20 protein-coding genes are annotated in these 20,240 nt (G+C 56.1%); 9 read left to right on the forward strand and 11 right to left on the reverse strand.

What is annotated here, in order from left to right; translation table 11 throughout:
- Positions 1 to 2: 2 nt before the first annotated feature.
- The 7 genes from cydB to LRM19_RS06460 form a co-directional block, all read right to left on the reverse strand.
- On the reverse strand, positions 3 to 1,013 hold the full coding sequence (cydB, locus tag LRM19_RS06430; protein ID WP_248261482.1) for a cytochrome d ubiquinol oxidase subunit II: 1,011 nt from the start codon (positions 1,011 to 1,013) through the stop codon (positions 3 to 5).
- A complete protein-coding gene (locus tag LRM19_RS06435; protein WP_143345098.1) occupies positions 1,013 to 2,416 on the reverse strand; it encodes a cytochrome ubiquinol oxidase subunit I in 1,404 nt (467 codons plus the stop codon). The genes cydB and LRM19_RS06435 overlap by 1 nt, the downstream gene beginning before the upstream one ends.
- Before the next feature lie 67 nt (positions 2,417 to 2,483).
- Positions 2,484 to 3,356: a manganese catalase family protein gene (locus tag LRM19_RS06440; RefSeq protein WP_008502274.1), complete on the reverse strand. Its 873-nt coding sequence runs from the start codon at positions 3,354 to 3,356 to the stop codon at positions 2,484 to 2,486.
- A 17-nt stretch (positions 3,357 to 3,373) separates the two neighbouring features.
- Positions 3,374 to 3,880, reverse strand: coding sequence for a ferritin-like domain-containing protein (locus tag LRM19_RS06445; protein ID WP_014883791.1), 507 nt, complete (start codon positions 3,878 to 3,880; stop codon positions 3,374 to 3,376).
- Between the two features lie 25 nt (positions 3,881 to 3,905).
- Positions 3,906 to 4,109, reverse strand: coding sequence for a hypothetical protein (locus LRM19_RS06450; RefSeq protein WP_111964639.1), 204 nt, complete (start codon positions 4,107 to 4,109; stop codon positions 3,906 to 3,908).
- Between the two features lie 23 nt (positions 4,110 to 4,132).
- On the reverse strand, positions 4,133 to 4,627 hold the full coding sequence (locus tag LRM19_RS06455; RefSeq protein WP_111964638.1) for a YciE/YciF ferroxidase family protein: 495 nt from the start codon (positions 4,625 to 4,627) through the stop codon (positions 4,133 to 4,135).
- 94 nt (positions 4,628 to 4,721) lie between these two features.
- Positions 4,722 to 4,907, reverse strand: coding sequence for a general stress protein (locus tag LRM19_RS06460; RefSeq protein ID WP_004150795.1), 186 nt, complete (start codon positions 4,905 to 4,907; stop codon positions 4,722 to 4,724).
- Positions 4,908 to 5,435: 528 nt separating this feature from the next.
- On the opposite strand from LRM19_RS06460, the gene hglS reads away from it, so the two are divergent.
- Together hglS and LRM19_RS06470 are read left to right on the forward strand one after the other, a co-directional pair.
- Positions 5,436 to 6,779 carry a 2-oxoadipate dioxygenase/decarboxylase HglS gene (gene hglS, locus LRM19_RS06465; RefSeq protein ID WP_271367847.1) on the forward strand — a complete coding sequence of 448 codons (1,344 nt, stop codon included), beginning with the start codon at positions 5,436 to 5,438 and terminating at the stop codon, positions 6,777 to 6,779.
- Positions 6,780 to 6,822: 43 nt separating this feature from the next.
- Positions 6,823 to 8,328: a carboxylesterase/lipase family protein gene (locus tag LRM19_RS06470; protein WP_271367848.1), complete on the forward strand. Its 1,506-nt coding sequence runs from the start codon at positions 6,823 to 6,825 to the stop codon at positions 8,326 to 8,328.
- On the opposite strand, the gene LRM19_RS06475 is transcribed toward LRM19_RS06470, so the two are convergent.
- On the reverse strand, positions 8,315 to 9,157 hold the full coding sequence (locus LRM19_RS06475) for a LysR family transcriptional regulator (protein ID WP_271367849.1): 843 nt from the start codon (positions 9,155 to 9,157) through the stop codon (positions 8,315 to 8,317). The two genes, LRM19_RS06470 and LRM19_RS06475, sit on opposite strands and share 14 nt — an antisense overlap.
- Positions 9,158 to 9,271: 114 nt before the next feature.
- Here LRM19_RS06475 and LRM19_RS06480 point away from each other — a divergent pair, with 114 nt between their 5' ends.
- The 4 genes from LRM19_RS06480 to rimL all read left to right on the forward strand — a co-directional run bounded on the left by LRM19_RS06480 (position 9,272) and on the right by rimL (position 13,717).
- Positions 9,272 to 10,441 carry a pyridoxal phosphate-dependent aminotransferase gene (locus LRM19_RS06480; RefSeq protein ID WP_271367850.1) on the forward strand — a complete coding sequence of 390 codons (1,170 nt, stop codon included), beginning with the start codon at positions 9,272 to 9,274 and terminating at the stop codon, positions 10,439 to 10,441.
- Positions 10,442 to 10,451: 10 nt separating this feature from the next.
- The gene (locus tag LRM19_RS06485; RefSeq protein ID WP_021242531.1) at positions 10,452 to 11,225 is read left to right on the forward strand and encodes a transporter substrate-binding domain-containing protein; all 774 of its coding nucleotides are present in this window, start codon (positions 10,452 to 10,454) and stop codon (positions 11,223 to 11,225) included.
- A gap of 242 nt (positions 11,226 to 11,467) precedes the next feature.
- The gene (locus tag LRM19_RS06490) at positions 11,468 to 13,123 is read left to right on the forward strand and encodes a glucan biosynthesis protein D (protein ID WP_111964632.1); all 1,656 of its coding nucleotides are present in this window, start codon (positions 11,468 to 11,470) and stop codon (positions 13,121 to 13,123) included.
- A gap of 45 nt (positions 13,124 to 13,168) precedes the next feature.
- The gene (rimL, locus tag LRM19_RS06495; protein WP_127730824.1) at positions 13,169 to 13,717 is read left to right on the forward strand and encodes a 50S ribosomal protein L7/L12-serine acetyltransferase; all 549 of its coding nucleotides are present in this window, start codon (positions 13,169 to 13,171) and stop codon (positions 13,715 to 13,717) included.
- Here rimL and ydcK read toward each other — a convergent pair.
- A complete protein-coding gene (gene ydcK, locus LRM19_RS06500; protein WP_127730826.1) occupies positions 13,712 to 14,692 on the reverse strand; it encodes a YdcK family protein in 981 nt (326 codons plus the stop codon). The genes rimL and ydcK overlap by 6 nt on opposite strands.
- 133 nt (positions 14,693 to 14,825) lie before the next feature.
- Here ydcK and tehB point away from each other — a divergent pair, with 133 nt between their 5' ends.
- Positions 14,826 to 15,419 (forward strand): tellurite resistance methyltransferase TehB, encoded by a 594-nt coding sequence (gene tehB, locus LRM19_RS06505; RefSeq protein WP_271367851.1) that lies wholly within the window; start codon positions 14,826 to 14,828, stop codon positions 15,417 to 15,419.
- Here the strand turns inward: tehB and pepT are convergent.
- The gene (pepT, locus tag LRM19_RS06510; RefSeq protein WP_271367852.1) at positions 15,416 to 16,645 is read right to left on the reverse strand and encodes a peptidase T; all 1,230 of its coding nucleotides are present in this window, start codon (positions 16,643 to 16,645) and stop codon (positions 15,416 to 15,418) included. The two genes, tehB and pepT, sit on opposite strands and share 4 nt — an antisense overlap.
- A 111-nt stretch (positions 16,646 to 16,756) precedes the next feature.
- Between pepT and LRM19_RS06515 the strand changes: the two genes are divergently transcribed.
- Positions 16,757 to 18,352, forward strand: a complete 1,596-nt coding sequence (locus LRM19_RS06515) for an ABC transporter substrate-binding protein (RefSeq protein ID WP_271368226.1) — start codon at positions 16,757 to 16,759, stop codon at positions 18,350 to 18,352.
- A 135-nt stretch (positions 18,353 to 18,487) separates the two neighbouring features.
- On the forward strand, positions 18,488 to 19,162 hold the full coding sequence (locus LRM19_RS06520; protein ID WP_111964626.1) for a DUF3313 domain-containing protein: 675 nt from the start codon (positions 18,488 to 18,490) through the stop codon (positions 19,160 to 19,162).
- Between the two features lie 34 nt (positions 19,163 to 19,196).
- Here LRM19_RS06520 and LRM19_RS06525 read toward each other — a convergent pair whose 3' ends face one another.
- On the reverse strand, positions 19,197 to 20,093 hold the full coding sequence (locus LRM19_RS06525) for a DMT family transporter (RefSeq protein ID WP_271367853.1): 897 nt from the start codon (positions 20,091 to 20,093) through the stop codon (positions 19,197 to 19,199).
- Between the last annotated feature and the right edge of the window lie 147 nt (positions 20,094 to 20,240).

Consider the following 20,240-nt stretch of genomic DNA (forward strand, 5'->3'; position numbering starts at 1 on the left):
CCTCAGTGATAGCCTTCAGTATCCGAAACCTTGCCCCGGAACACGTAATAGCTCCAGGCGGTGTACACCAGGATCACCGGAATAATCAGTAACGTCCCGACCAGCATAAACAGCTGGCTGGCAGGCGGGGCCGCGGCCTCCCACAGAGTGATACGCGGCGGAATAATGTTCGGCCAGAGGCTGATGCCCAGCCCGCTGAACCCGAGGAAGATCAGCCCCAGCGTCAGGAGGAAAGGGCGCGCGTGGCTGTCCGGATTGCGGGTCAGGCGCCAGATCAGCACGCTGAAGATCCCGACCAGCAGCGGAACCGGCAGGAACCAGAAGAAGTTGGGCAGGGTAAACCAGCGGTCGGCGACGTACTGCCAGCCGAGCGGCGTCCAGACGCTGACTACCGCGATAACTACCATCAGGGCCAGCAGCACGTGGCGGGTCAGCTCGCGCATGCGCTGTTGCAGCGCGCCTTCGCTTTTCATAATGAGCCAGGTGGTGCCCAGCAGCGTGTAGGCGACGACCAGCCCGATGCCGCAGAACAGGTTGAAGGGGGTGAGCCAGTCCAGCGCCGAGCCGACAAAGCGTCGGCCCTCCACGTCAAAGCCGTTGATCACGGCGCCCACCACCACGCCCTGGCTGAAGGTAGCGAGCAGGGAGCCGCCGGCAAAGGAGTAGTCCCAGAATTTGCGGTGTGAAGGGGTGGCTTTGAAGCGGAACTCAAAGGCGACGCCGCGAAAGATGAGGCCGATCAGCATTGCGGTGAGCGGGATCGTCAGCGCATCAATAATGACCGCATAGGCCAGCGGAAACGCGCCGAAAAGCCCCGCACCGCCGAGCACCAGCCATGTCTCGTTGCCGTCCCAGACGGGCGCGACGCTGTTGACCATCACATCGCGCTCTTTCGCATCGCCCACGAAGTTAAACAGCAGGCCAATCCCCAGGTCGAAGCCGTCCATAATGATATACATCAGCGTGGCAAACACGATGATGGCAAACCAAATCACCGAGATATCGACGCCCATCAGATTCTCTCCTCTTCCGGAACAGACTCAGCGGCAGACAGCGGACGGGCAGGCGTGCCCGAGGTGTTTGACGTCAGCGTATCGACGGGCTGAGGACCTTTCTTAATCAGCCGGATAAGATAAACATAGCCCACGCCAAATACGGATGAGTAGACAACGAAGAACGCCAGCAGGCTGATGCTCATCTGCAGGGTGCTGTGCAGCGATACCGCGTCGATGGTGCGCAGGTAGCCATAGACAACCCACGGCTGACGGCCCACTTCGGTGGTCACCCAGCCGGCGAGCAGCGCCAGCAGCCCGGCAGGCCCCATGCAGAGGGCAAACCAGTGGAACGGACGCGAGTGGTAAAGTCGATGGCGATAGCGCAGCCAGAGGCTGACCAGACCGAGGGTAATCATCAGCAGCCCCATCCCGACCATCACGCGGAACGACCAGAAAACGATGGTAGAGTTTGGGCGATCCTCTTTCGGGAAGTCTTTCAGCGCGGGGACCTGTTTATCCAGGCTGTGCGTCAGAATCAGGCTGCCAAGCGCGGGGATCTCCAGGCCGTATTTGGTGCGCTCTTCCTCCATATCCGGCAGGCCAAACAGCAGCAGCGGGGTGGCCTCACCGGGCGGATTTTCCCAGTGACCCTCAATGGCGGCAATTTTTGCCGGCTGATGCTCAAGCGTGTTCAGGCCGTGCATATCGCCCACCACCGCCTGAATGGGCGCGACCAGCAGCGCCATCCACATCGCCATCGAAAACATGGTGCGAACGGCTGGCGTATCGTTCCCGCGCAGCAGGTGCCAGGCGCCCGACGCGCCGACAAACAGCGCGCTGCTCAGGAACGCGGCGATAGCCATATGAATAAGACGGTAAGGGAAGGAGGGGTTAAAAACGATGGCCAGCCAGTCCTGCGGGATAACCTGCCCATTTTCGATAGTGAAACCCTGCGGCGTATGCATCCAGCTGTTGGAGGCGAGGATCCAGAAGGTCGACATTAGCGTGCCGAGCGCCACCATGCAGGTCGAAAAGAAGTGCAGCCCCGGGCCGACCTTGTTCCAGCCGAACATCATAACGCCGAGGAAGCCGGCCTCCAGGAAGAAGGCGGTTAACACCTCATAGGTCAGAAGCGGGCCGGTAATGCTGCCCGCGAACTGGGAGAACCCGCTCCAGTTGGTGCCAAACTGATACGCCATAACCAGCCCGGAAACGACGCCCATGCCGAAGTTAACGGCAAATATCTTTAGCCAGAAGTGGTATAGCGATCGCCAGACGTCGTTTTTGGTGCGCAGCCACATGCCTTCCAGCACCACCAGATAGCTGGCGAGGCCGATGGTGATCGCGGGAAAAAGGATATGGAACGAGACGGTAAAAGCGAACTGAATTCTGGCCAGATGAAATGCATCGAGTTCGAACATGGTCCGTACCTCTGAGACGATGGGGCACGCGACTTGCCGGGCAGTTCAGGACTGCCCGGCAAACCGATTACGGTTTAGTCTTACCGGCACCCAGCTCGGCACCGGTCAGCGGGTCGGAATGTGGATCGGACTTCGTGCGGGCAGACATCGCCTTAACCAGGGTTGCCTGCTCGGTTGTGAGCGTCACGCTGGCACTGCCATCGCCGCCGTCAACCGCAGGCTGGGGGGACTCAACGTAATCGAAATGTTTATCGCTGTTCCAGCTTCCGCGAACCTCTCCACCTTCTGACATATTGTAGTACTTGTTGGTGAATTCCTCGATTGGCGGCAGTTTTCCCGGCGGGAAATTATTACGGATGGACTGCAGCGCCTTCTCAAAGGAGAGCTGATGCGCCGCCTCACGCGTCATCAGAAACGCCAGCGCGTCCTTAACGCCGGGATCGTCGGTCACGTTGATCAGCCGTTCATAGATGATTTTGGCTCTGGCTTCGGCCGCCACGTTCGAACGCAGATCCGCCGTCGGCTCGCCAATGGTGTCGACGTAGGCCGCCGTCCAGGGCACGCCCGCTGAGTTGGTGAGCGGAGTGCCGCCGCCGTAGAGCAGGGAGGTGATGTGGCTGTCATTCCCGTTTTCGGTCATGGAGCGATACAGCTCGGCCTCATTTTCCACCCCTTCCGCCAGCGCCCCCTTGGCACCTTTATTCAGCATACCGACCAGGGTGCCGATAATTTCGAGGTGGCTTAACTCCTCGGTTGCGATATCCATCAGCATATCCTTACGGCCCGGATCGTCATCGCTCAACCCTTGCGTAAAGTACCGGCAGGCGGCGGCCAGTTCACCCTGCGGCCCGCCAAATTGTTCCAGTAAAAGGTTGGCAAGGCCGGGATTCGGTTCGGCGACGCGAACCGTGTATTGCAGCTGTTTGACGTGTCGAAACATGCTCACTCTCCTGTGGGTTATTTTTTCGCTTCGACACCCGACGCGTCTGAACGCAGCAGGAACTGTTCCGTCGTTTGCGGGATATGACGAATCAGCCAGTCGGCCATTTCGCGCTCTTCGGCGAGGATCGTCTCAATAGCGGGTATTGAAGCGGTATCGCCCGCTTTTTTCGCCGCCGCGAGCAGGGAGGTATAGCAGGCGATTTCAAACTGTTCGAAAACATAGCCGCTGATCGAGCCCTTCACGATTTCGTCGGAAGGGAACATGCCGCCGATGGATTGTCCCAGCGCCGCCATTTTGCTCATCGAGTCTTTTAAGACCGAACGAGAAATATCATTACGGTCGAGGATTTCCTCCAGCAATGTGATTTGCCGTTTTGTCTCATTAATATGTTGCTCAATTCTGGCGCGAACATCAGGATAATTATCGATACGGCTGGCCATGGATTCCAGCATTGATTCGGCTTGCTTTTCCATTGCATGGGCATCGCGTAGCCAGTCATGGTAGTGTTCTACGTGATTCATCATTGTATCCTCATTAGGGGTTCGCTTATTTGTTCTCACTTTCAGCAGCCTGATCGGCACGTGCGGCACTGTAGCCAGATAAATGGCCGACAATATTGGCATAAATACTGATGATAATGACCCATAGCACGCTGTTCTTCCACCATATTACGGAAGGAATAGCGAGAATGAACCATATTATTGCTGCCGCTAAATGGCACCGTTTAATTGTCCTGGGACTGATGCTCATTTTATTTAACCTGTGTTATAGCGTCATTTTTGCGCTTTTTGGTTAATATTGCCTACGGCCAGGTCGGTGAGTTTCAGGTCGGTCTCTTTTTCTTCTTCCAGCGTTTCGGCAAGAAGCTTAACGGCTTTTTTATAGCCCAGTTGTTCTGCTAATGTGGCAAGAGTACCGTAGCTGGCTATTTCATAATGCTCGACTTTTTGCGCAGCGGCAATTAAGGCAGCATCACGCACTTCATTTTTTTCCGTACTTTCGATAACTTCGTTGGCTTCTTCAATTAAGCCTTCCATCGCCACGCATTTCATGCGTTTAATCTTAATTCCTTCTTCCTGTTCGACAATCTGGTCGATACGTTCGATCTGACCCTGCGTTTCCTCCAGGTGCGCGGTAAAGGCTGCGCTCAGCTTCTCGCTGGACGCGGCGCGGGCAAGCTTGCTAAGCGCGCGAGTCAGCTGCTTTTCCGCACTGTAAGTATCCGAGAGAAGATGAATAAATACATCCTCAACACTTTTCATATTCATAATAATTACGCTCCGGTAAAATAAAGAAAGGGAACTGCGAGCTTTTCAGCCCGCAGCATGCTCTCTGGTTTTATTAAAAGAGTACTAAATAAGATCAGGAGTTATCAGACTTACGGCCTCCGCCGTGACTGTTCTGTCCCCCTTTCTTACCCGCTTCAGATGCGCGTTGCGGATCGTTTTTAAAATTACCACCGCTGTGCTGGCCACCTTTACGTCCAGCTTCTGATGCTTTTTCACGGTCTTCAGCGAAATTACCGGAACCACCACGATGCTCTGCCATATTAAACCTCATAGTCATATATTGGTTATGTCAGTACGATACGAAAATATTCCGTATCACTCGTCGTTCGAGTAATAACTCTAGTCGCTGTGTGAGATCCGTCAAATGCGTTTTGCTATTTACGGCTGCGTTGTTTTTAAATATTTGTAAATTTGCGCTTCGCTTGCTTTGGAAATATGGATAGACAGGAAGGACTTGTAAACAACCGTTCAGATTATTCCTAACTTTGAGCTAAAAATTTGAAAGGTGAGGATAAAAATAATGACGCGTTAAAATTGGTTAATTTGCGGTCAGAGGAAAATAAAAAATACTCCTTTATAGCTAGAAAGCGAAACCCTAAATAATTATAAGGAAAATCCTGGATAAAAAGCGTCGGGCACGAAAGGGCGGTTTCGTTGAGGCTTGTTAAGAGGCCAGCCGCACACGGTTTGACCACTGTCGTCTTAAGATCACAAATCAGAAATCTTTCCCCCCGGAAGGAACGGGTTTCTCTACACTCCAGGTAATATTCACTGGAGGCATGACATCATGGCGAACACCATCACGGCTGATGACATTCGGGAACACTTTTCGCAGGCTATGTCGGCGATGTACCAGCAGGAAGTTCCGCAGTACGGCACCTTGCTTGAACTGGTAGCGGACGTAAACCTGGCGGTGCTGGAAAATAATCCACTATTACATGAACAACTGGCAAACGCTGATGAGCTTGCGCGCATGAACGTGGAGCGTCACGGAGCAATTCGCGTTGGCAGTGCGCAAGAACTTTCAACCCTGCGCCGTATGTTTGCCATTATGGGCATGTACCCGGTCAGCTATTACGATCTCTCCCAGGCGGGGGTGCCGGTTCACTCAACGGCGTTTCGCCCGATCGATGATGCGGCGCTGTGCCGTAATCCGTTCCGCATCTTTACGTCGCTGCTGCGCCTTGAGCTGATTGAAAACGTCGCGCTGCGCGAACGTGCGGCGGAAATCCTCTCTCACCGGAATATTTTCACCCCGCGCTGTCTGGCGCTTCTCGATCTGTATGAATCGGAAGGGCAGTTTACTGACGAGCAGGCGCACGAGTTTGTGCAGGAAGCGCTGGAAACCTTCCGCTGGCACCGTCACGCGACGGTCGATCAGGAAACCTATCTTGCGCTGCACAACGAGCATCGCCTGATTGCTGACGTGGTCTGCTTCCCCGGCTGCCACATTAACCACCTCACCCCGCGCACGCTGGATATTGATCGGGTGCAGGAGCTGATGCCGAAGTACGGTATCGAGCCGAAAATTCTGATAGAAGGCCCGCCGCGTCGCGAGGTGCCCGTCCTGCTGCGTCAAACCAGCTTCAAGGCGCTGGAAGAGCCGGTGCTGTTTGCCGGGGAACATAAGGGCACCCACACCGCGCGCTTCGGTGAGATTGAACAGCGCGGCGTGGCGCTGACCCCGAAAGGCCGGGAACTGTACGATAGCCTGCTTGCCCAGGCCGGTACCGGTAAAGATAACCTGACCCATCAGCTGCATCTGCGGGAGATCTTTAGCGCCTTCCCGGACAGCGAACTGTTAATGCGCCGTCAGGAGCTGGCGTATTTCCGCTATCGCCTGACGCCTGCGGGTGAAGCGCATCGCCATGCGTTCCGGCCGGGAGACGATCCGCAGCCGCTGATCGAGCGCGGATGGGTGGTTGCCCAGCCGATCACCTACGAAGATTTCCTCCCGGTCAGCGCCGCGGGGATTTTCCAGTCCAATCTCGGGAATGAAACACAGGCCCGCAGCCACGGTAACGCCAGCCGCGATGCGTTTGAAGACGCGCTGGGCTGCCCGGTGTATGACGAGTTTACCCTCTACCAGGAGGCTGAAACGCGCAGCAAACAGCGTTGCGGTTTGCTCTGAAATCGTTACTCTGCTGGGGTGTGATGGAAAAAATAAGGTCGTTATGCAAAATCCTTCCGCCCCTGTGGTTGAAACGCGCCAGGGCGCACTCTCTGGTTTAACCGATGAAAATGTCCACGTCTGGTGCGGTATTCCTTATGCTGCACCACCCGTGGGCGAGTGGCGCTGGCGCTCTCCGCGGCATCCTGATCCGTGGGATGGCGTTCGCGAGGCCACCGCCTTTTCGGCCTCAAGCTGGCAAAGCAGCGAATATTGTCAGGAGCTGGGCGGGGGCGATCCCGGCCAGTTCTCGGAAGACTGTCTTTATCTGAACGTCTGGTCCCCCAAAGAGCGCGCCGGGGCGCTTCCGGTTATGGTCTGGCTGCACGGTGGTGGCTTTACCATTGGCGCGGGGGGCTTACCGCCCTATAACGGCAAAGCGCTGGCAACGCGCGGCGTTGTTGTCGTGACGATCAACTACCGTCTCGGCCATCTCGGCTTTTTCGCCCATCCCGCGCTGGAGGGCGAGGAAGATCGCGTGGTGCATAATTTTGCATTGCTGGATCAGATCGCCGCGCTCGAATGGGTTAGGGACAATATCACCGCATTTGGTGGCGACCCCGCTAACGTGACCCTGTTTGGCGAATCCGCCGGTGCGCGTAGCGTGCTCTCTCTGCTGGCATCGCCCCTGGCGGCTGGCTTGTTCCACAAGGCTATTGTGCAAAGCGGGTACACCTTGCCGGACACGCCGCGCGAACAGGCGCTGCAAAAAGGGGAGGCGCTGGCCGCCCATTTTGGCCTGGAGAAGGCGACTGCTGAGCAGCTGCGCGCCATTCCGCCGGACGCGTTCTGGCCGTTAACCGCGCCGCTGAACGTCGCACCGGCGCCCATCGTCGGGGACTGCGTTCTGCCAGAAGCGATGCTTGACGTCTTTTTCGCGGCCCGCCAGCATCCCGTACCGGTGATGATTGGGTCGAACAGCGATGAGGCCAGCGTGATGGCGGTGTTTGGCATCGATCTCGCCGGGCAAATCCAGAAGCTCCGCCGGGAGCGGCGCTTCGGACTGGGGCTGATTAAGTTGCTCTATCCGGGCGTTAAAGGCGATGAAGAGCTGGGCAGGCAGGTGTGCCGCGACATGGCGTTCACCACGATGGGCTACGTCGTGATGCAGGCTCAGCAGCGCGTCGGCGGATTGTGCTGGCGCTACTGGTTTGACTATGTCGCGGAGGCGGAACATGCCACCTATATCAACGGTGCCTGGCACGGCAACGAGGTTCCCTATGTCTTTGATACGTTAGGTCAGGTGGAGCCTTCACGTCAGTACGTCAACGAACGGGATCTGCAGTTTGCTGCCCACGTGGCCGATTACTGGGTGAGCTTTGCGCGTGACGCTGGTCCTCGCGAGATCCTGCCAGGGCCGACGCACTGGCCCGCATGCCGAAAAGGGCGGGACGTTTTGTTACGCATTGGTGTGAATAAACATGCAGGTTTCCGGCTTGAAAACCGCTTTATGCGCGCCCGCATGAGCCTCTTCAAACGGGTGATGAAGCACCACGTCAGCCTCGATTAAGCAAACAGGCGCGAAACGCCGCCAGTCCATTTTCCTCGCCTGGCGTTTCGCGCAGCACCAGCCGGTAGCTCGCGCCGGTTTTTATGCTGGTTTCATAAGGTCGCATCAGTCTTCCCGCGCGGACATCTTCGGCCACCAGCGTTTCGTCGGCAATGGCCACGCCCAGCCCCTGAATGGCGGCCGTAATCGCGAGATCCATCGTGTCGAAGTGTTGATTTTTGTGCATGGTAAAGCCCGGCCCTTCCTGTTTCGTCAGCCACAGCGACCAGTCTGTCTTATCTCTTGTCGGGTGCAGGAACGTCAGCGATCCCAGCGTTGCGCCCGCCCGCACCGGGCTTATCACCGGGGTGAGCGCCTCTTCGAACAGCAGGTCGCCTGCGCTCATGTGCGTCCCGAACACGATGGCCGCGTCGTAAGATTCGGTTTTGAAATTGACGTTGTGATCGGTAGTGGTGGTCAGGGCGATCTGCAGATCCGGCTGCTCACGCTCCACCTCCAGCAGGCGCGGCACCAGCCAGCGCATGGCGCAGGTGGGTGCCTTGAGCCGGATCACGGTCTGCTGGCTTCGGGCCCGATCGGCTACGGTCAGCAATTGTTCAAAAGCAGACTGCAGCTCCGGAAGCAGGGCGCTGCCCTGCGAAGAGAGGCGCAGGCCGCGCGCGTGGCGTTCAAAAAGCGGAAAGCCAAACCACGCTTCAAGGGACGCGATCTTGCGGCTCACGGCTCCCTGCGTCAGGCAAAGTTCTGCGGCAGCATGGGTCAGATTCAGGTGACGCGCGGTGACTAAAAATGCGTCTATGGCATTGAGCGGGAGCGAACGGCGCGACATGGAAAACCCTCAGCTATGCATTTTACTCATTGCTATTATGACAACAATTCGATTGTCCCGACAACAGAGATGTTGTTTGAATAGTTATGCAATGTCCATGAGAAGGGAAAGAGGATGACTTTACGAACGCCAGTGCAGACGCGCTCCAAACTGCCCGATGTGGGCACCACCATTTTTACCGTTATCGGCCAGCTCTCGGCGCAGCATAACGCGATTAACCTTTCTCAGGGCGCACCGAATTTTTCCTGCGACCCGAAGCTGATTGCGGGCGTCACCCGCGCAATGGAGTCGGGGCATAACCAGTATGCGGCGATGACCGGCCTGCAGCAGCTTAAAGAGCGCATTGCCGATAAAATTGCCACGCTTTACGGCACGCGCTATGACCCGGCCGGCGAGGTCCTGGTGACCGCCAGCGCCAGCGAAGGTCTCTATTCGGCGATTAGCGGGCTGGTGCACCCGGGTGATGAGGTGATTTACTTTGAGCCCTCTTTTGACAGCTACGCGCCGATTGTCCGTCTGCAGGGGGCAACCCCAATTGCCATCAAGCTGACCGTGCCGGATTTTGCCGTCAACTGGGATGAGGTCCGGGCTGCCATCTCCCCGCGCACGCGCATGATTATCATCAATACGCCACACAACCCGAGCGGTCAGGTCTTCTCCGCCGACGATCTGCAGCAGCTGGCGGCGCTGACCCGCAATACTGACATCATTATTTTGTCTGACGAAGTGTACGAACACGTGGTGTTTGACGGTGAGCCGCACCACGGGATGGCCACGCACCCGCAGCTGGCGGAGCGTAGCGTGATTATTTCTTCTTTCGGAAAAACCTATCACGTCACCGGCTGGCGCGTGGGTTACTGTGTTGCACCGGCGGTGCTGATGGACGAGATTTGTAAAGTCCATCAATTTTTAATGTTCTCTGCCGATACGCCAATGCAGCACGCGTTTGCTGAACATATGGTCGACCCGCAAACCTGGCTGTCGCTGTCGGCGTTTTACCAGCGTAAGCGCGATCTGCTGCAGAGTCTGCTGGCCGATTCGCCGTTCACGCTGCTGCCCAGCGCCGGCTCGTTCTTCATGCTGGCGGACTACAGCCAGTTCAGCGACGAGCGCGACAGCGATCTGGTGAAGCGGCTGATCGTCGAGTACGGTGTTGCCACTATTCCGCTGTCGGCGTTTTATGCGGACGGTACGGATAATAAATTGATTCGTCTCTCTTTTGCGAAAGATGAGGCGACGTTACGGGCAGGTGCCCAGGCCCTGTGTCGGGTTAAACCACGCTAAGGAGTTTGAGATGAAATTACGCGCGCTAGTTGTCGGCATGGGATTGCTGTGTACCTTTTCCTCCTTCGCAGCGTCCGAGCTGCGTTACGGTCTGGAAGCCGAATATCCGCCGTTTGAAAGCCGCAATGCGGCAGGCGAACTGGAAGGGTTTGACGTTGAGCTGGGGAATGCCATCTGTAAAGCGGCAGCGCTGAAGTGCAGCTGGGTGGAAACCTCGTTTGATGCGCTTATCCCGGGGCTGGTGGCGAAGAAATTCGACGCCATCAACTCGGCGATGAATATCACCGAGCAGCGCCGCAAGAGCATTGATTTTACCCAGCCGATCTACCGTATTCCGTCGCAGCTGGTCGGCAAGGCCGGTACGGCGGTCGAGGCGACGCCTGAAGGGCTGAAGGGGAAAACCATCGGCGTGCTGCAGGGCTCCATTCAGGAAACCTATGCCAAAGAGCACTGGGAAAAGCAGGGTGTCACCGTGGTGTCTTATAAAGATCAGAATATGGCCTGGGGCGATCTGCTGAATGGTCGTATCGACGCCTCGCTGGTCATGTCCGCGGCCGGGCAGGCAGGTTTCCTCAGCAAGCCGCAGGGAAAAGGGTTTGGCTTCATCGGCAAGCCGGTGTCTGACGACACTATCCTCGGCAGTGGGATCGGCTTTGGGTTGCGTAAAGGTGACGAGGCCACCAAAAAGCAGCTTGACGCCGCAATTGATAAAGTACGTGCCGACGGCACGATCGCCAAACTCGCTGATAAGTACTTCCCGGGTATCGATGTCAGCGTAAAATAACCGCCTCATTAGCCCCGGCGAACGATGTCGCGCCGGGGCATTTTTCTACACATTTTCCAGGCTTTCTTTACACCACTTTCGGGCCGTTCTGGTCGACAGAAAATATTTCTCACTTTGTTCATATAATCACCGGCCAACAATTGGATTCTTAACCATTTTTGTTTAGGCTGTGCGTTCTTTCTTGCCGTCATTTCGCCGAGCGCGGAACACATTCACACGACCATAAGGACGTTTTTCCAGGCATGAATCGCAGACGTTTTCTAAAAGGCTCGCTGGCAGTGGCAGCCCTGAGCGGCACATCCGGCCTTGCCTCCCTGTTTTCCAAAGCGGCATACGCCGCCGACTCTGACATTGCTGACGGCCAGAGCCGTCGTTTTGACTTCTCCGTACTGCAATCCATGGCGCATGACCTGGCAAAAACCCCGTGGGGTGGCGCGCCGCGCCCGCTGCCGGAGACGCTGGCCACCATGACGCCGCAGGCGTACAACGCCATCCGCTACGATGAAAAGCAGTCTCTGTGGAACAACATTGAAGGGCGTCAGCTGGACGTGCAGTTCTTCCATATGGGAATGGGGTTCCGCCGTCGCGTGCGGATGTTCTCGCTGGACCAGTCGACCTCTATGGCGCGCGAGATCCACTTCCGTCCTGAGCTGTTCAGCTACGGTGAAACGGGCGTGGATACCAAACAGCTGGAAGGGCAAAGCGATCTCGGCTTTGCGGGCTTCCGCGCCTTTAAGGCGCCGGAGCTGGCGCGTCGCGATATCGTCTCCTTCCTGGGCGCGAGCTACTTCCGCGCGGTGGATGACACCTACCAGTACGGCCTTTCCGCCCGCGGTCTGGCGGTAGACACCTTTACCGACACGCCGGAAGAGTTCCCGGACTTTACCTCCTTCTGGTTTGAAACCGTCAAGCCTGGCGACACGACCTTTACCGTTTATACGCTGCTCGACAGCCCGAGCATCACGGGTGCCTATAAATTCGTGATCCACTGCGAGAAGAGCCAGGTGATCATGGAGGTGGAAAACCACCTCTACGCGCGTAAGGACATCAAGCAGCTCGGCATTGCGCCGATGACCAGCATGTTCAGCTGCGGTAATAATGAACGCCGCATGTGTGACACCATTCACCCGCAAATTCATGACTCCGACCGCCTGGCGATGTGGCGCGGCAACGGGGAGTGGATCTGTCGTCCGCTGAACAACCCGCAGAAGCTGCAGTTCAATGCCTATATGGACAAAAACCCGAAAGGGTTCGGTCTGCTGCAGCTCGATCGCGATTTCTCGCACTATCAGGACGTGATGGGGTGGTACAACAAGCGTCCAAGCCTGTGGGTGGAACCGCGTAACGACTGGGGTAAAGGCGCGGTTGGCCTGATGGAGATCCCGACCACCGGCGAAACGCTGGATAACGTGGTTTGCTTCTGGCAGCCGGAAAAAGCCGTCAAAGCGGGCGACGAGCTGGACTTCAAGTATCGCCTCTACTGGAGCGCGATGCCGCCTGTGCGCTCCCCGCTGGCCAACGTCTTCGCCACCCGTACCGGCATGGGCGGCTTCCCGGAAGGCTGGGCGCCGGGCGAAAACTACCCGAAAGTATGGGCCCGTCGCTTTGCGATAGATTTTGTCGGCGGCGATCTGAAGGCCGCTGCGCCAAAAGGCATCGAGCCGGTGATTACGCTCTCAAGCGGTGAAGCGAAGCAGGTGGAGATCCTCTACGTTGAGCCGTTTGACGGCTATCGCATTCTCTTTGACTGGTACCCGACGTCGGATTCGACGGAGCCGGTGGATATGCGTCTGTTCCTGCGCTGCCAGGGCGACGCCATCAGTGAAACCTGGCTGTACCAGTATTTCCCACCGGCGCCGGATAAACGTAACTACGTTGACGACAGGGTAATGCGTTAACTATCGATTCCCTCTCCCTCCGGGAGAGGGTTAGGGTGAGGGGCTATGACCGCAGTAAAATCCGAAATTATCCCGGTATCTGACGCTCTCGAGCTTCGCGCCGTCGAAGAGCGCTATACCGCCGATCTGCACAACCTCGTCGTCAAAAACAGAATCTTTCTGCAAACCGCCTTTGACTGGGCGCAGCACGTAGGTAGCGAAGAGGATACCCGCCGCAACGTGCAGAGTAACCAGATGCTGCACCAGCGCGGCTACGCCAAAATGTTTTTGATCTTCAAGGATGATGCGCTGGTTGGCGTCCTGTCGTTCAACACCATTGAACCGACCAACAAGGCCGGGTACATCGGCTACTGGCTGGATGAAGCCCACCAGGGGCAAGGTATTCTCTCCCGGTCGCTGCAGGCGTTTATGCGCTACTACGCAGAGCGCGGTGAGATCCGTCGTTTTGTGATCAAGTGTCGGGTGGCGAATCAGCACAGCAACAACGTTGCCGTGCGCAACGGTTTTTCGCTGGAAGGGTGCCTGCGGGAAGCGGAATACCTGAACGGCCGCTTTGACGACGTGAATATCTACGGCAGAATTTATACCCTATAACGCACCCAGCAGCGGCGTGCGGGTGATGCGCTGGTCGCCGTTAATCACTTTTTCGCCGCGCAGGTGAATGCTCTCGCCGGCAAATGCTTCAATGACCGCATCGTCGGTGATTTCAACCCGATGTTCGATAAGCACATCCCCGCTGATGCGCGCGCGCCCCTGAATCACGACTTTATCATCCAGCATGATCGGCCCGCCGCGCAGCCAGGCCTGACCGCCAATCAGGACGTGATGCTTGATGACGCAGTTGCCTTCGACCACGGCATTCTCCGCAATCTGCGAGCTGTAGCGCACCGTCGGGATGGCATCGTCGTCAAAGCCGGCTATCACGCGGGCGTTACCATAGACTTTTGCGCAGTCGCACACCCAGACGTTGTTCAGTTCGTTTCCCTCCAGGATCGCGTTGTCGAAGACTTCGGCCCGGTGTTCAACAAAAGCAAAATTAACCATCGCCTCGCCGTAGATTTGCGCCTGGTGCACAATCCGCGACTGGCTTACCGTTGCCTTGTCGTAGATTTGCAGGATCTGCTCATGGTCCGGCGTCAGCCCTTTGGCAGCAATGACCACGCTGTGATGCAGCACGCGCGCTTCGCCGTAGATATGACACTCCCCCCGTACGCAGGATTGTTGAATGGTGACGTTGTCACTTATTCGCGCCCCGTGGCTAACCTCCGCGCCGTCCAGCCAGCAGCTGTCGCCGATGTGCGCGTCATGGCTAATGATGCACGGCAGGGTAAGACGCGCGTTGCCGGAGACGACTGCCCCCGCGAACACCACGCTGTTTTCATCGTAGATCCAGCAGTCGCCGTCCTGCGCGAGGGCGCGCTCATCGTCAATCCAGCCGCCTCTCGTGCCGACCGTCACGTCGTTAAAGTCCGCCGTGGCGATAATCTGCCGCAGCGTGGTGGCGTGGGTGGTTTCGCCATTTTTCCATTGCCAGAGTCGGGTCTCGTCGCTGAGGCGATATTTGTTCATCTTTATTTCTCTGATAAGCGTCTTAACTAAACGTAGCAAATTTTTCGATTTTCGAGCGGCTGGCAACCAGACGGTAAACGCCTTAAAATAGCATCCAGGATGCACTTTCACTTTATGAGAACGCAGGAAAACAATGACTGTCGATGAGAATTACTTCACAGAGAAATATGGCTTAACCCGTACCCATTCAGAAGTGCTGTACAGCGCGGAGATTGTGAAGCCCGGTAAAACGCTGGATCTGGGCTGCGGCAACGGCCGTAACAGCCTCTATCTTGCAGCTAACGGCCACGATGTCACCGCGTGGGACAAGAACCCGATGAGCATCGATAATATCGAGCGCATTAAGGCGGAAGAAGGGTTCGATAACCTCCACACGGCGATTAAAGATCTCAACAACCTGAGCTTTGACGGCCAGTACGATTTTATTCTTTCCACCGTGGTGCTGATGTTCCTGGAGTCAAAAACCATCCCGGGTCTTATCGCTAATATGCAGCGCTGCACCAGGCCTGGCGGCTACAACCTGATTGTTGCCGCGATGGACACGGTGGATTACCCGTGCACCGTCGGCTTCCCGTTTGCGTTCAGGAGCGGTGAGCTGAGCAACTACTATGAAGGCTGGGAGTTGCTCAAATACAACGAAGACGTTGGCGAACTGCACCGCACCGATGAACACGGCAACCGCATCAGGCTGCGCTTTGCCACGATGCTGGCACGCAAGCCCGCTTAACGGGCGGCCAGCAGGCAGATCTGCAGGGCCGTGTTGTAAGACGCTTCGAACGACGACAGCGGCAGGAATTCAAACTTCGAGTGGAAGTTATGCGCCCCGGTGAAGAAGTTCGGCGTGAGTAGCCCTTTTGCCGAGAGCGCCGCGCCGTCGGTGCCGCCGCGCATCGGCGTCGGTTTCGGCGTGATGCCGAGCGATTCCATCGCTTCGAACATCAGATCGATAGCGCGCCGGTCTTCACCAATCGCATTGCTGATATTGCTGTAAGTATCTTCAATGCGATAGTCCACTCTGGCCGTCGGATATTGGGCGGCAATCAGTGCGGCCACGTCGGCAATCTGCTGCTTGCGCGCGGCAAAGCTGTCCTTGTCAAAGTCGCGGATATTGGCCTTAAGAACGGCCTCGTTCTGTCCGGCCTGAATGCTGTTAAACCAGATATAGCCTTCACGTCCCTCGGTGCACTCCGGCGTTTGCTGGCGGTCAAAATGGCTGATGTAATCAGTCGCCATCAGCAGGGGATTCACCAGCACGCCTTTGGCGGACATCGGGTGCGCCGTTACGCCGGTAAAGCGGATCTCCGCGGCGGCCGCATTAAAATTCTCGTAAACAATTTCACCCAGCTCGCAGCAGTCGATGGTCCAGGCAAAGTCGACGTCGAAGCGCTTAAGATCCAGCGCCTTGGCACCGTTCAGGCCGATCTCTTCGTCAGGCACAAACGCCACGACGATATCCCCATGCCGATGCTCCGCCGTGAGGTTTTCCAGCACCGTCATGACCACCGTGACCGCCGATTTATTATCCGCGCCCAATACGCTGGTTCCGTCGCTGAAAATAATCTCCTCATTCGGATAAGCCAGAATTTCAGGGTGCTCGTTAACCCGCAGCCAGATGTCTTTCTCTTTATTCAGACAGAGATCTTCACCGGTAAACATTAATATTTGTGGATGAATATCCGGTGAAAGTCCCACGTCAACGGTATCAATATGGGTAATAAAGCCGATGCGCGGCGCACCGGGCACATTGCCTTTTTTTACCGCCGTCACCGTGGCGAATTCATCAATCATAATGTCTTCTAACCCCAGCTGTGCCAGCTCCTGCGCCAGCTCGCGCGCCATGTCATGCTGTCCCGGCGTTGAGGGAAGGGTTTTGACTTTGGGATCGCTCTGGCTGGTGATAGCGAGATAGCGGAAAAAACGATGCGTTAATTGTCTGGAAAGCGGCGAGCCCATAGTGATTTATTCCTTATTTATTTTTCAGGTGTTTGCCACATCACTTTAATGTTATTTATGAAATGGCAAAAGAATTAATTAGCCGTCGAATTAAAAAGACAGGAATAAATGATGACAAGCAAACTCACAACTATAGCGCTGGCGTTCGCTGCACTCACGGTCAGTTCCACCGTTGCTGCGAAAACGCTGGTGTATTGCTCTGAAGGATCGCCGGAGAACTTTAACCCTCAGCTATACACCTCGGGAACCAGCGTGGACGCCAGCGCCGTGCCGGTCTATAACCGTCTGGTCGATTTCAAACCCGGCACCACGGAGCTGGTGCCAAGCCTTGCGGAGCGCTGGGAGGTGAGCGACGACGGCAAGGTCTACACCTTCTTTCTGCGTAAGGGCGTTAAGTTCCAGAGCAATAAATCCTTCACGCCAACCCGCGACTTTAACGCCGACGACGTGATCTTCTCGTTTATGCGACAAAAAGACGTGAATCATCCCTACCACAACGTCTCTAATGGCAGCTACTCCAACTTCGAAAGTCTGGAGTTCGGCAGCCTGATAACCGCGATTGATAAAGTCGATGAGCATACCGTGCGCTTTACCCTGGCGCACCCGGAAGCGCCGTTTGTCGCCGATCTGGCCTGGTATTTTGCCTCAATCCTTTCGGCGGAGTATGCCGACGCGATGCTAAAAGCGGGCACGCCGGAGAAGGTGGATATGGAGCCCATCGGCACCGGGCCGTTTAAGCTGGCGCAGTATCAGAAAGATTCCCGGATCCTTTTCACGGCGTTTGCCGACTACTGGCAGGGGAAATCGAAGCTGGACAGGCTGGTGTTTAGCATCACCCCAGATGCCTCCGTGCGCTTTGCCAAAATTGAGAAGAACGAATGTCAGGTCATGCCCTTCCCAAACCCGGCCGATCTGCCGCGCATGAAGGTCAACAAAGACATTAATCTGATGAGTAAGGCGGGGCTAAATACCGGCTTCCTAGCGTTCAACACGCAGAAGCCGCCGCTGGATAACGTGAAGGTCCGTCAGGCGCTGGCGATGGCCATCAATAAACCAGCCATTAGTGATGCGGTGTTCCACGGTACCGGCACCGCTGCGAAGAACCTGCTGCCGCCGGGCGTATGGAGCGCAGACAGCGAGCTTAAGGATTACGACTACGACCCTGAAAAAGCCAAAGCGCTGCTGAAAGAGGCCGGTTTTGCCAGCGGCGTCAGCATCGATTTATGGGCGATGCCGGTGCAGCGTCCCTATAACCCGAATGCGAAACGCATGGCGGAGATGATTCAGGCGGACTGGGCGAAAATAGGCGTGCAGACCAAAATCGCTACCTACGAATGGGGCGAGTATTTGAAACGCGTGAAGGGCGGAGAGCATCAGGCCGCGCTGATGGGCTGGACGACGGCAACGGGCGATCCGGACAACTTCTTCGGCCCGCTATTTACCTGCACCTCGGCAAACGGTGGGTCAAATTCGGCGAAATGGTGCTATAAGCCCTTTGATAAAATTATTGCGGAAGCAAAATCAACGACCGATCGCGATAAGCGCGTGGCGCTGTATAAAGAGGCGCAGCAGATGATGCATGACCAGATGCCCGCGGTGATGATTGCGCATTCAACCATTTTCGAACCGGTGCGCAAGGAGGTGACGGGCTATGAAATTGACCCGTTTGGCAAACATCTGTTCTGGCAACTGGATATAAATCAGTAATTTTTCACTGCCCGGCACGCTTCCGGGCAGTCTTTTCGCAATTTGTGCTCTCCGCATCATTTTTTGTCACAACAAATCCGCCGGTCTTTTGCTATAACTTCAAATGCATACTTGCAGATAACATGGAAAACTATCATGCGTACTCAAACTTTTTTTAAAGTTGCAGTGCTTACTGGTCTGTTGGCGTTAGCGGGCTGTTCTTCAAAAGTCGCGGCTCCCGAACAATATTCTGGCTTTTTAAAAGACTATTCAGGCTTGCAGCAGACAACATCTGCCACGGGTAAACCAACGCTGCGTTGGGTTGATCCTTCCTATAACGAAGCTAATTACGACAGTATTCTCTGGACACCGATTACGTATTATCCAACGCCAAAACCAACCACGCAAATTGGGCAAAAAACGCTTGATGAGCTGTTGAACTACACCAATACCAAAATGAAAACGGCGATTGGCACGCGTAAGCCGATTGTGACCACGCCGGGTAAACATAGCCTGATTTTCCGCGGCGCGATTACCGGGGTGAGTTCGCAGAAAGAAGGTCTGCAGTTCTATGAAGTGGTGCCGGTCGCGCTGGTGGTAGCAGGTACGCAGATGGCAACCGGGCATCGCACTATGGATACGCATCTCTTCTTTGAAGGCGAACTGATCGATGCGGCTACCAACAAACCGGTCATGAAGGTGGTGCGCAAAGGCGAAGGTAAAGATCTGAACAACGAAAGTACGCCGATGACCTTTGCAACCCTGAAGCAGGTTGTTGATGACATGGCGACGGACGCCACCATGTTTGATGTGAAAAAGACCGCGAAATAAAATAAAAAGGCCTGCATAATGCAGGCCTTTTTATTTACGCCATTCGTAAGCGTCTGAACCAGGTTTCTGGTTTGGTAAACATCACCATATTTCCCCCCAGAATCAGCAATAACCCCACGATACCGTTGATATGCCAGACGTAGCCTTCATACACCGTAGAGATGGACAGCGCCACCAGCGGGAAGAGCAGCGTACTGTAGGCCGCTTTGCCCGGGCCAATGCGTCCCACCAGCGTGAAGTAGGCGCCGAAGGCAATCACCGAACCAAACACAGCCAGATAGAGCAGCGCGCCAATGTAGCTGATGGTCCACTCTGGCGCGAAGCTATCGCCTCTAAACAGCGCAATGCAGCCCATCACCAGCGTGCCGTAGAGCATCGCCCAGGCGTTGGTGGTCATGGTTTCCAGGCCTCTGCGCTGATGGCGCATGCTGATCATATTGCCCAGCGAGAAGCCGTAGGTACCGAGCGCGGAGAGGCCAATCCCGGTCAGGAGCGATGCGCTCCAGCCGCTGGCCAGCAGATCGTCCCAGAAGAGTGTGACGATCCCGAACAGGCCCAGCGCCGCCGCCGTCCAGAAACGCGCTGGCGGGCGCTGCCCGAAAAAAATAAAGCTGTTGATGGCGTTATAGAGCACGGCCATTGAGAAGATCACCGACTCCAGCCCGGTATTAATGTGCGAGGCTGCGGTGTAAAAACACCAGAAGTTAAAGCAGAAAACGCAGCATCCCTGAAGCAGGCAAAAAAGGTGATCCCGCAGCGCCAGCTTGCGCAGGCGGCGCAGGGCGATTAACACCGCCATCATCGTGAGGCTGGCGACGGCGAAGCGCCAGAAAATCGACACCGGCGCCGCGACGGGGCCCTGCTGCAGGAAAATCGCAATCCAGGTGGTTCCCCAGATAATGACCACGAGTCCATATAATAATGCGTTCATAGTTCTCTCTTCTCAAACCGCGGAAGCCCGCAGTATGGCGCTGAAACTCGCGACGGGCTTTCACCGGGTTGCGGGTGACTTGCAAAATCTTGCGCTTTTTTCTTCCGGCGGGACTGGCAACGGGGGGCAACTCTTCTTAGACTGATA

This window comes from Enterobacter sp. PI-10, from assembly GCF_027947695.1.
Lineage (GTDB): Bacteria > Pseudomonadota > Gammaproteobacteria > Enterobacterales > Enterobacteriaceae > Enterobacter > Enterobacter vonholyi.

What these genes read in the sequence shown, in the direction of transcription:
- cydB (WP_248261482.1), bottom strand. Translation starts at nt 1,013, where the DNA reads ATGGGCGTCGATATCTCGGTGATTTGGTTTGCCATCATCGTGTTTGCC.
- LRM19_RS06435 (WP_143345098.1), bottom strand. Translation starts at nt 2,416, where the DNA reads ATGTTCGAACTCGATGCATTTCATCTGGCCAGAATTCAGTTCGCTTTT.
- LRM19_RS06440 (WP_008502274.1), bottom strand. Translation starts at nt 3,356, where the DNA reads ATGTTTCGACACGTCAAACAGCTGCAATACACGGTTCGCGTCGCCGAA.
- LRM19_RS06445 (WP_014883791.1), bottom strand. Translation starts at nt 3,880, where the DNA reads ATGAATCACGTAGAACACTACCATGACTGGCTACGCGATGCCCATGCA.
- LRM19_RS06450 (WP_111964639.1), bottom strand. Translation starts at nt 4,109, where the DNA reads ATGAGCATCAGTCCCAGGACAATTAAACGGTGCCATTTAGCGGCAGCA.
- LRM19_RS06455 (WP_111964638.1), bottom strand. Translation starts at nt 4,627, where the DNA reads ATGAATATGAAAAGTGTTGAGGATGTATTTATTCATCTTCTCTCGGAT.
- LRM19_RS06460 (WP_004150795.1), bottom strand. Translation starts at nt 4,907, where the DNA reads ATGGCAGAGCATCGTGGTGGTTCCGGTAATTTCGCTGAAGACCGTGAA.
- hglS (WP_271367847.1), top strand. Translation starts at nt 5,436, where the DNA reads ATGGCGAACACCATCACGGCTGATGACATTCGGGAACACTTTTCGCAG.
- LRM19_RS06470 (WP_271367848.1), top strand. Translation starts at nt 6,823, where the DNA reads ATGCAAAATCCTTCCGCCCCTGTGGTTGAAACGCGCCAGGGCGCACTC.
- LRM19_RS06475 (WP_271367849.1), bottom strand. Translation starts at nt 9,157, where the DNA reads ATGTCGCGCCGTTCGCTCCCGCTCAATGCCATAGACGCATTTTTAGTC.
- LRM19_RS06480 (WP_271367850.1), top strand. Translation starts at nt 9,272, where the DNA reads ATGACTTTACGAACGCCAGTGCAGACGCGCTCCAAACTGCCCGATGTG.
- LRM19_RS06485 (WP_021242531.1), top strand. Translation starts at nt 10,452, where the DNA reads ATGAAATTACGCGCGCTAGTTGTCGGCATGGGATTGCTGTGTACCTTT.
- LRM19_RS06490 (WP_111964632.1), top strand. Translation starts at nt 11,468, where the DNA reads ATGAATCGCAGACGTTTTCTAAAAGGCTCGCTGGCAGTGGCAGCCCTG.
- rimL (WP_127730824.1), top strand. Translation starts at nt 13,169, where the DNA reads ATGACCGCAGTAAAATCCGAAATTATCCCGGTATCTGACGCTCTCGAG.
- ydcK (WP_127730826.1), bottom strand. Translation starts at nt 14,692, where the DNA reads ATGAACAAATATCGCCTCAGCGACGAGACCCGACTCTGGCAATGGAAA.
- tehB (WP_271367851.1), top strand. Translation starts at nt 14,826, where the DNA reads ATGACTGTCGATGAGAATTACTTCACAGAGAAATATGGCTTAACCCGT.
- pepT (WP_271367852.1), bottom strand. Translation starts at nt 16,645, where the DNA reads ATGGGCTCGCCGCTTTCCAGACAATTAACGCATCGTTTTTTCCGCTAT.
- LRM19_RS06515 (WP_271368226.1), top strand. Translation starts at nt 16,757, where the DNA reads ATGACAAGCAAACTCACAACTATAGCGCTGGCGTTCGCTGCACTCACG.
- LRM19_RS06520 (WP_111964626.1), top strand. Translation starts at nt 18,488, where the DNA reads ATGCGTACTCAAACTTTTTTTAAAGTTGCAGTGCTTACTGGTCTGTTG.
- LRM19_RS06525 (WP_271367853.1), bottom strand. Translation starts at nt 20,093, where the DNA reads ATGAACGCATTATTATATGGACTCGTGGTCATTATCTGGGGAACCACC.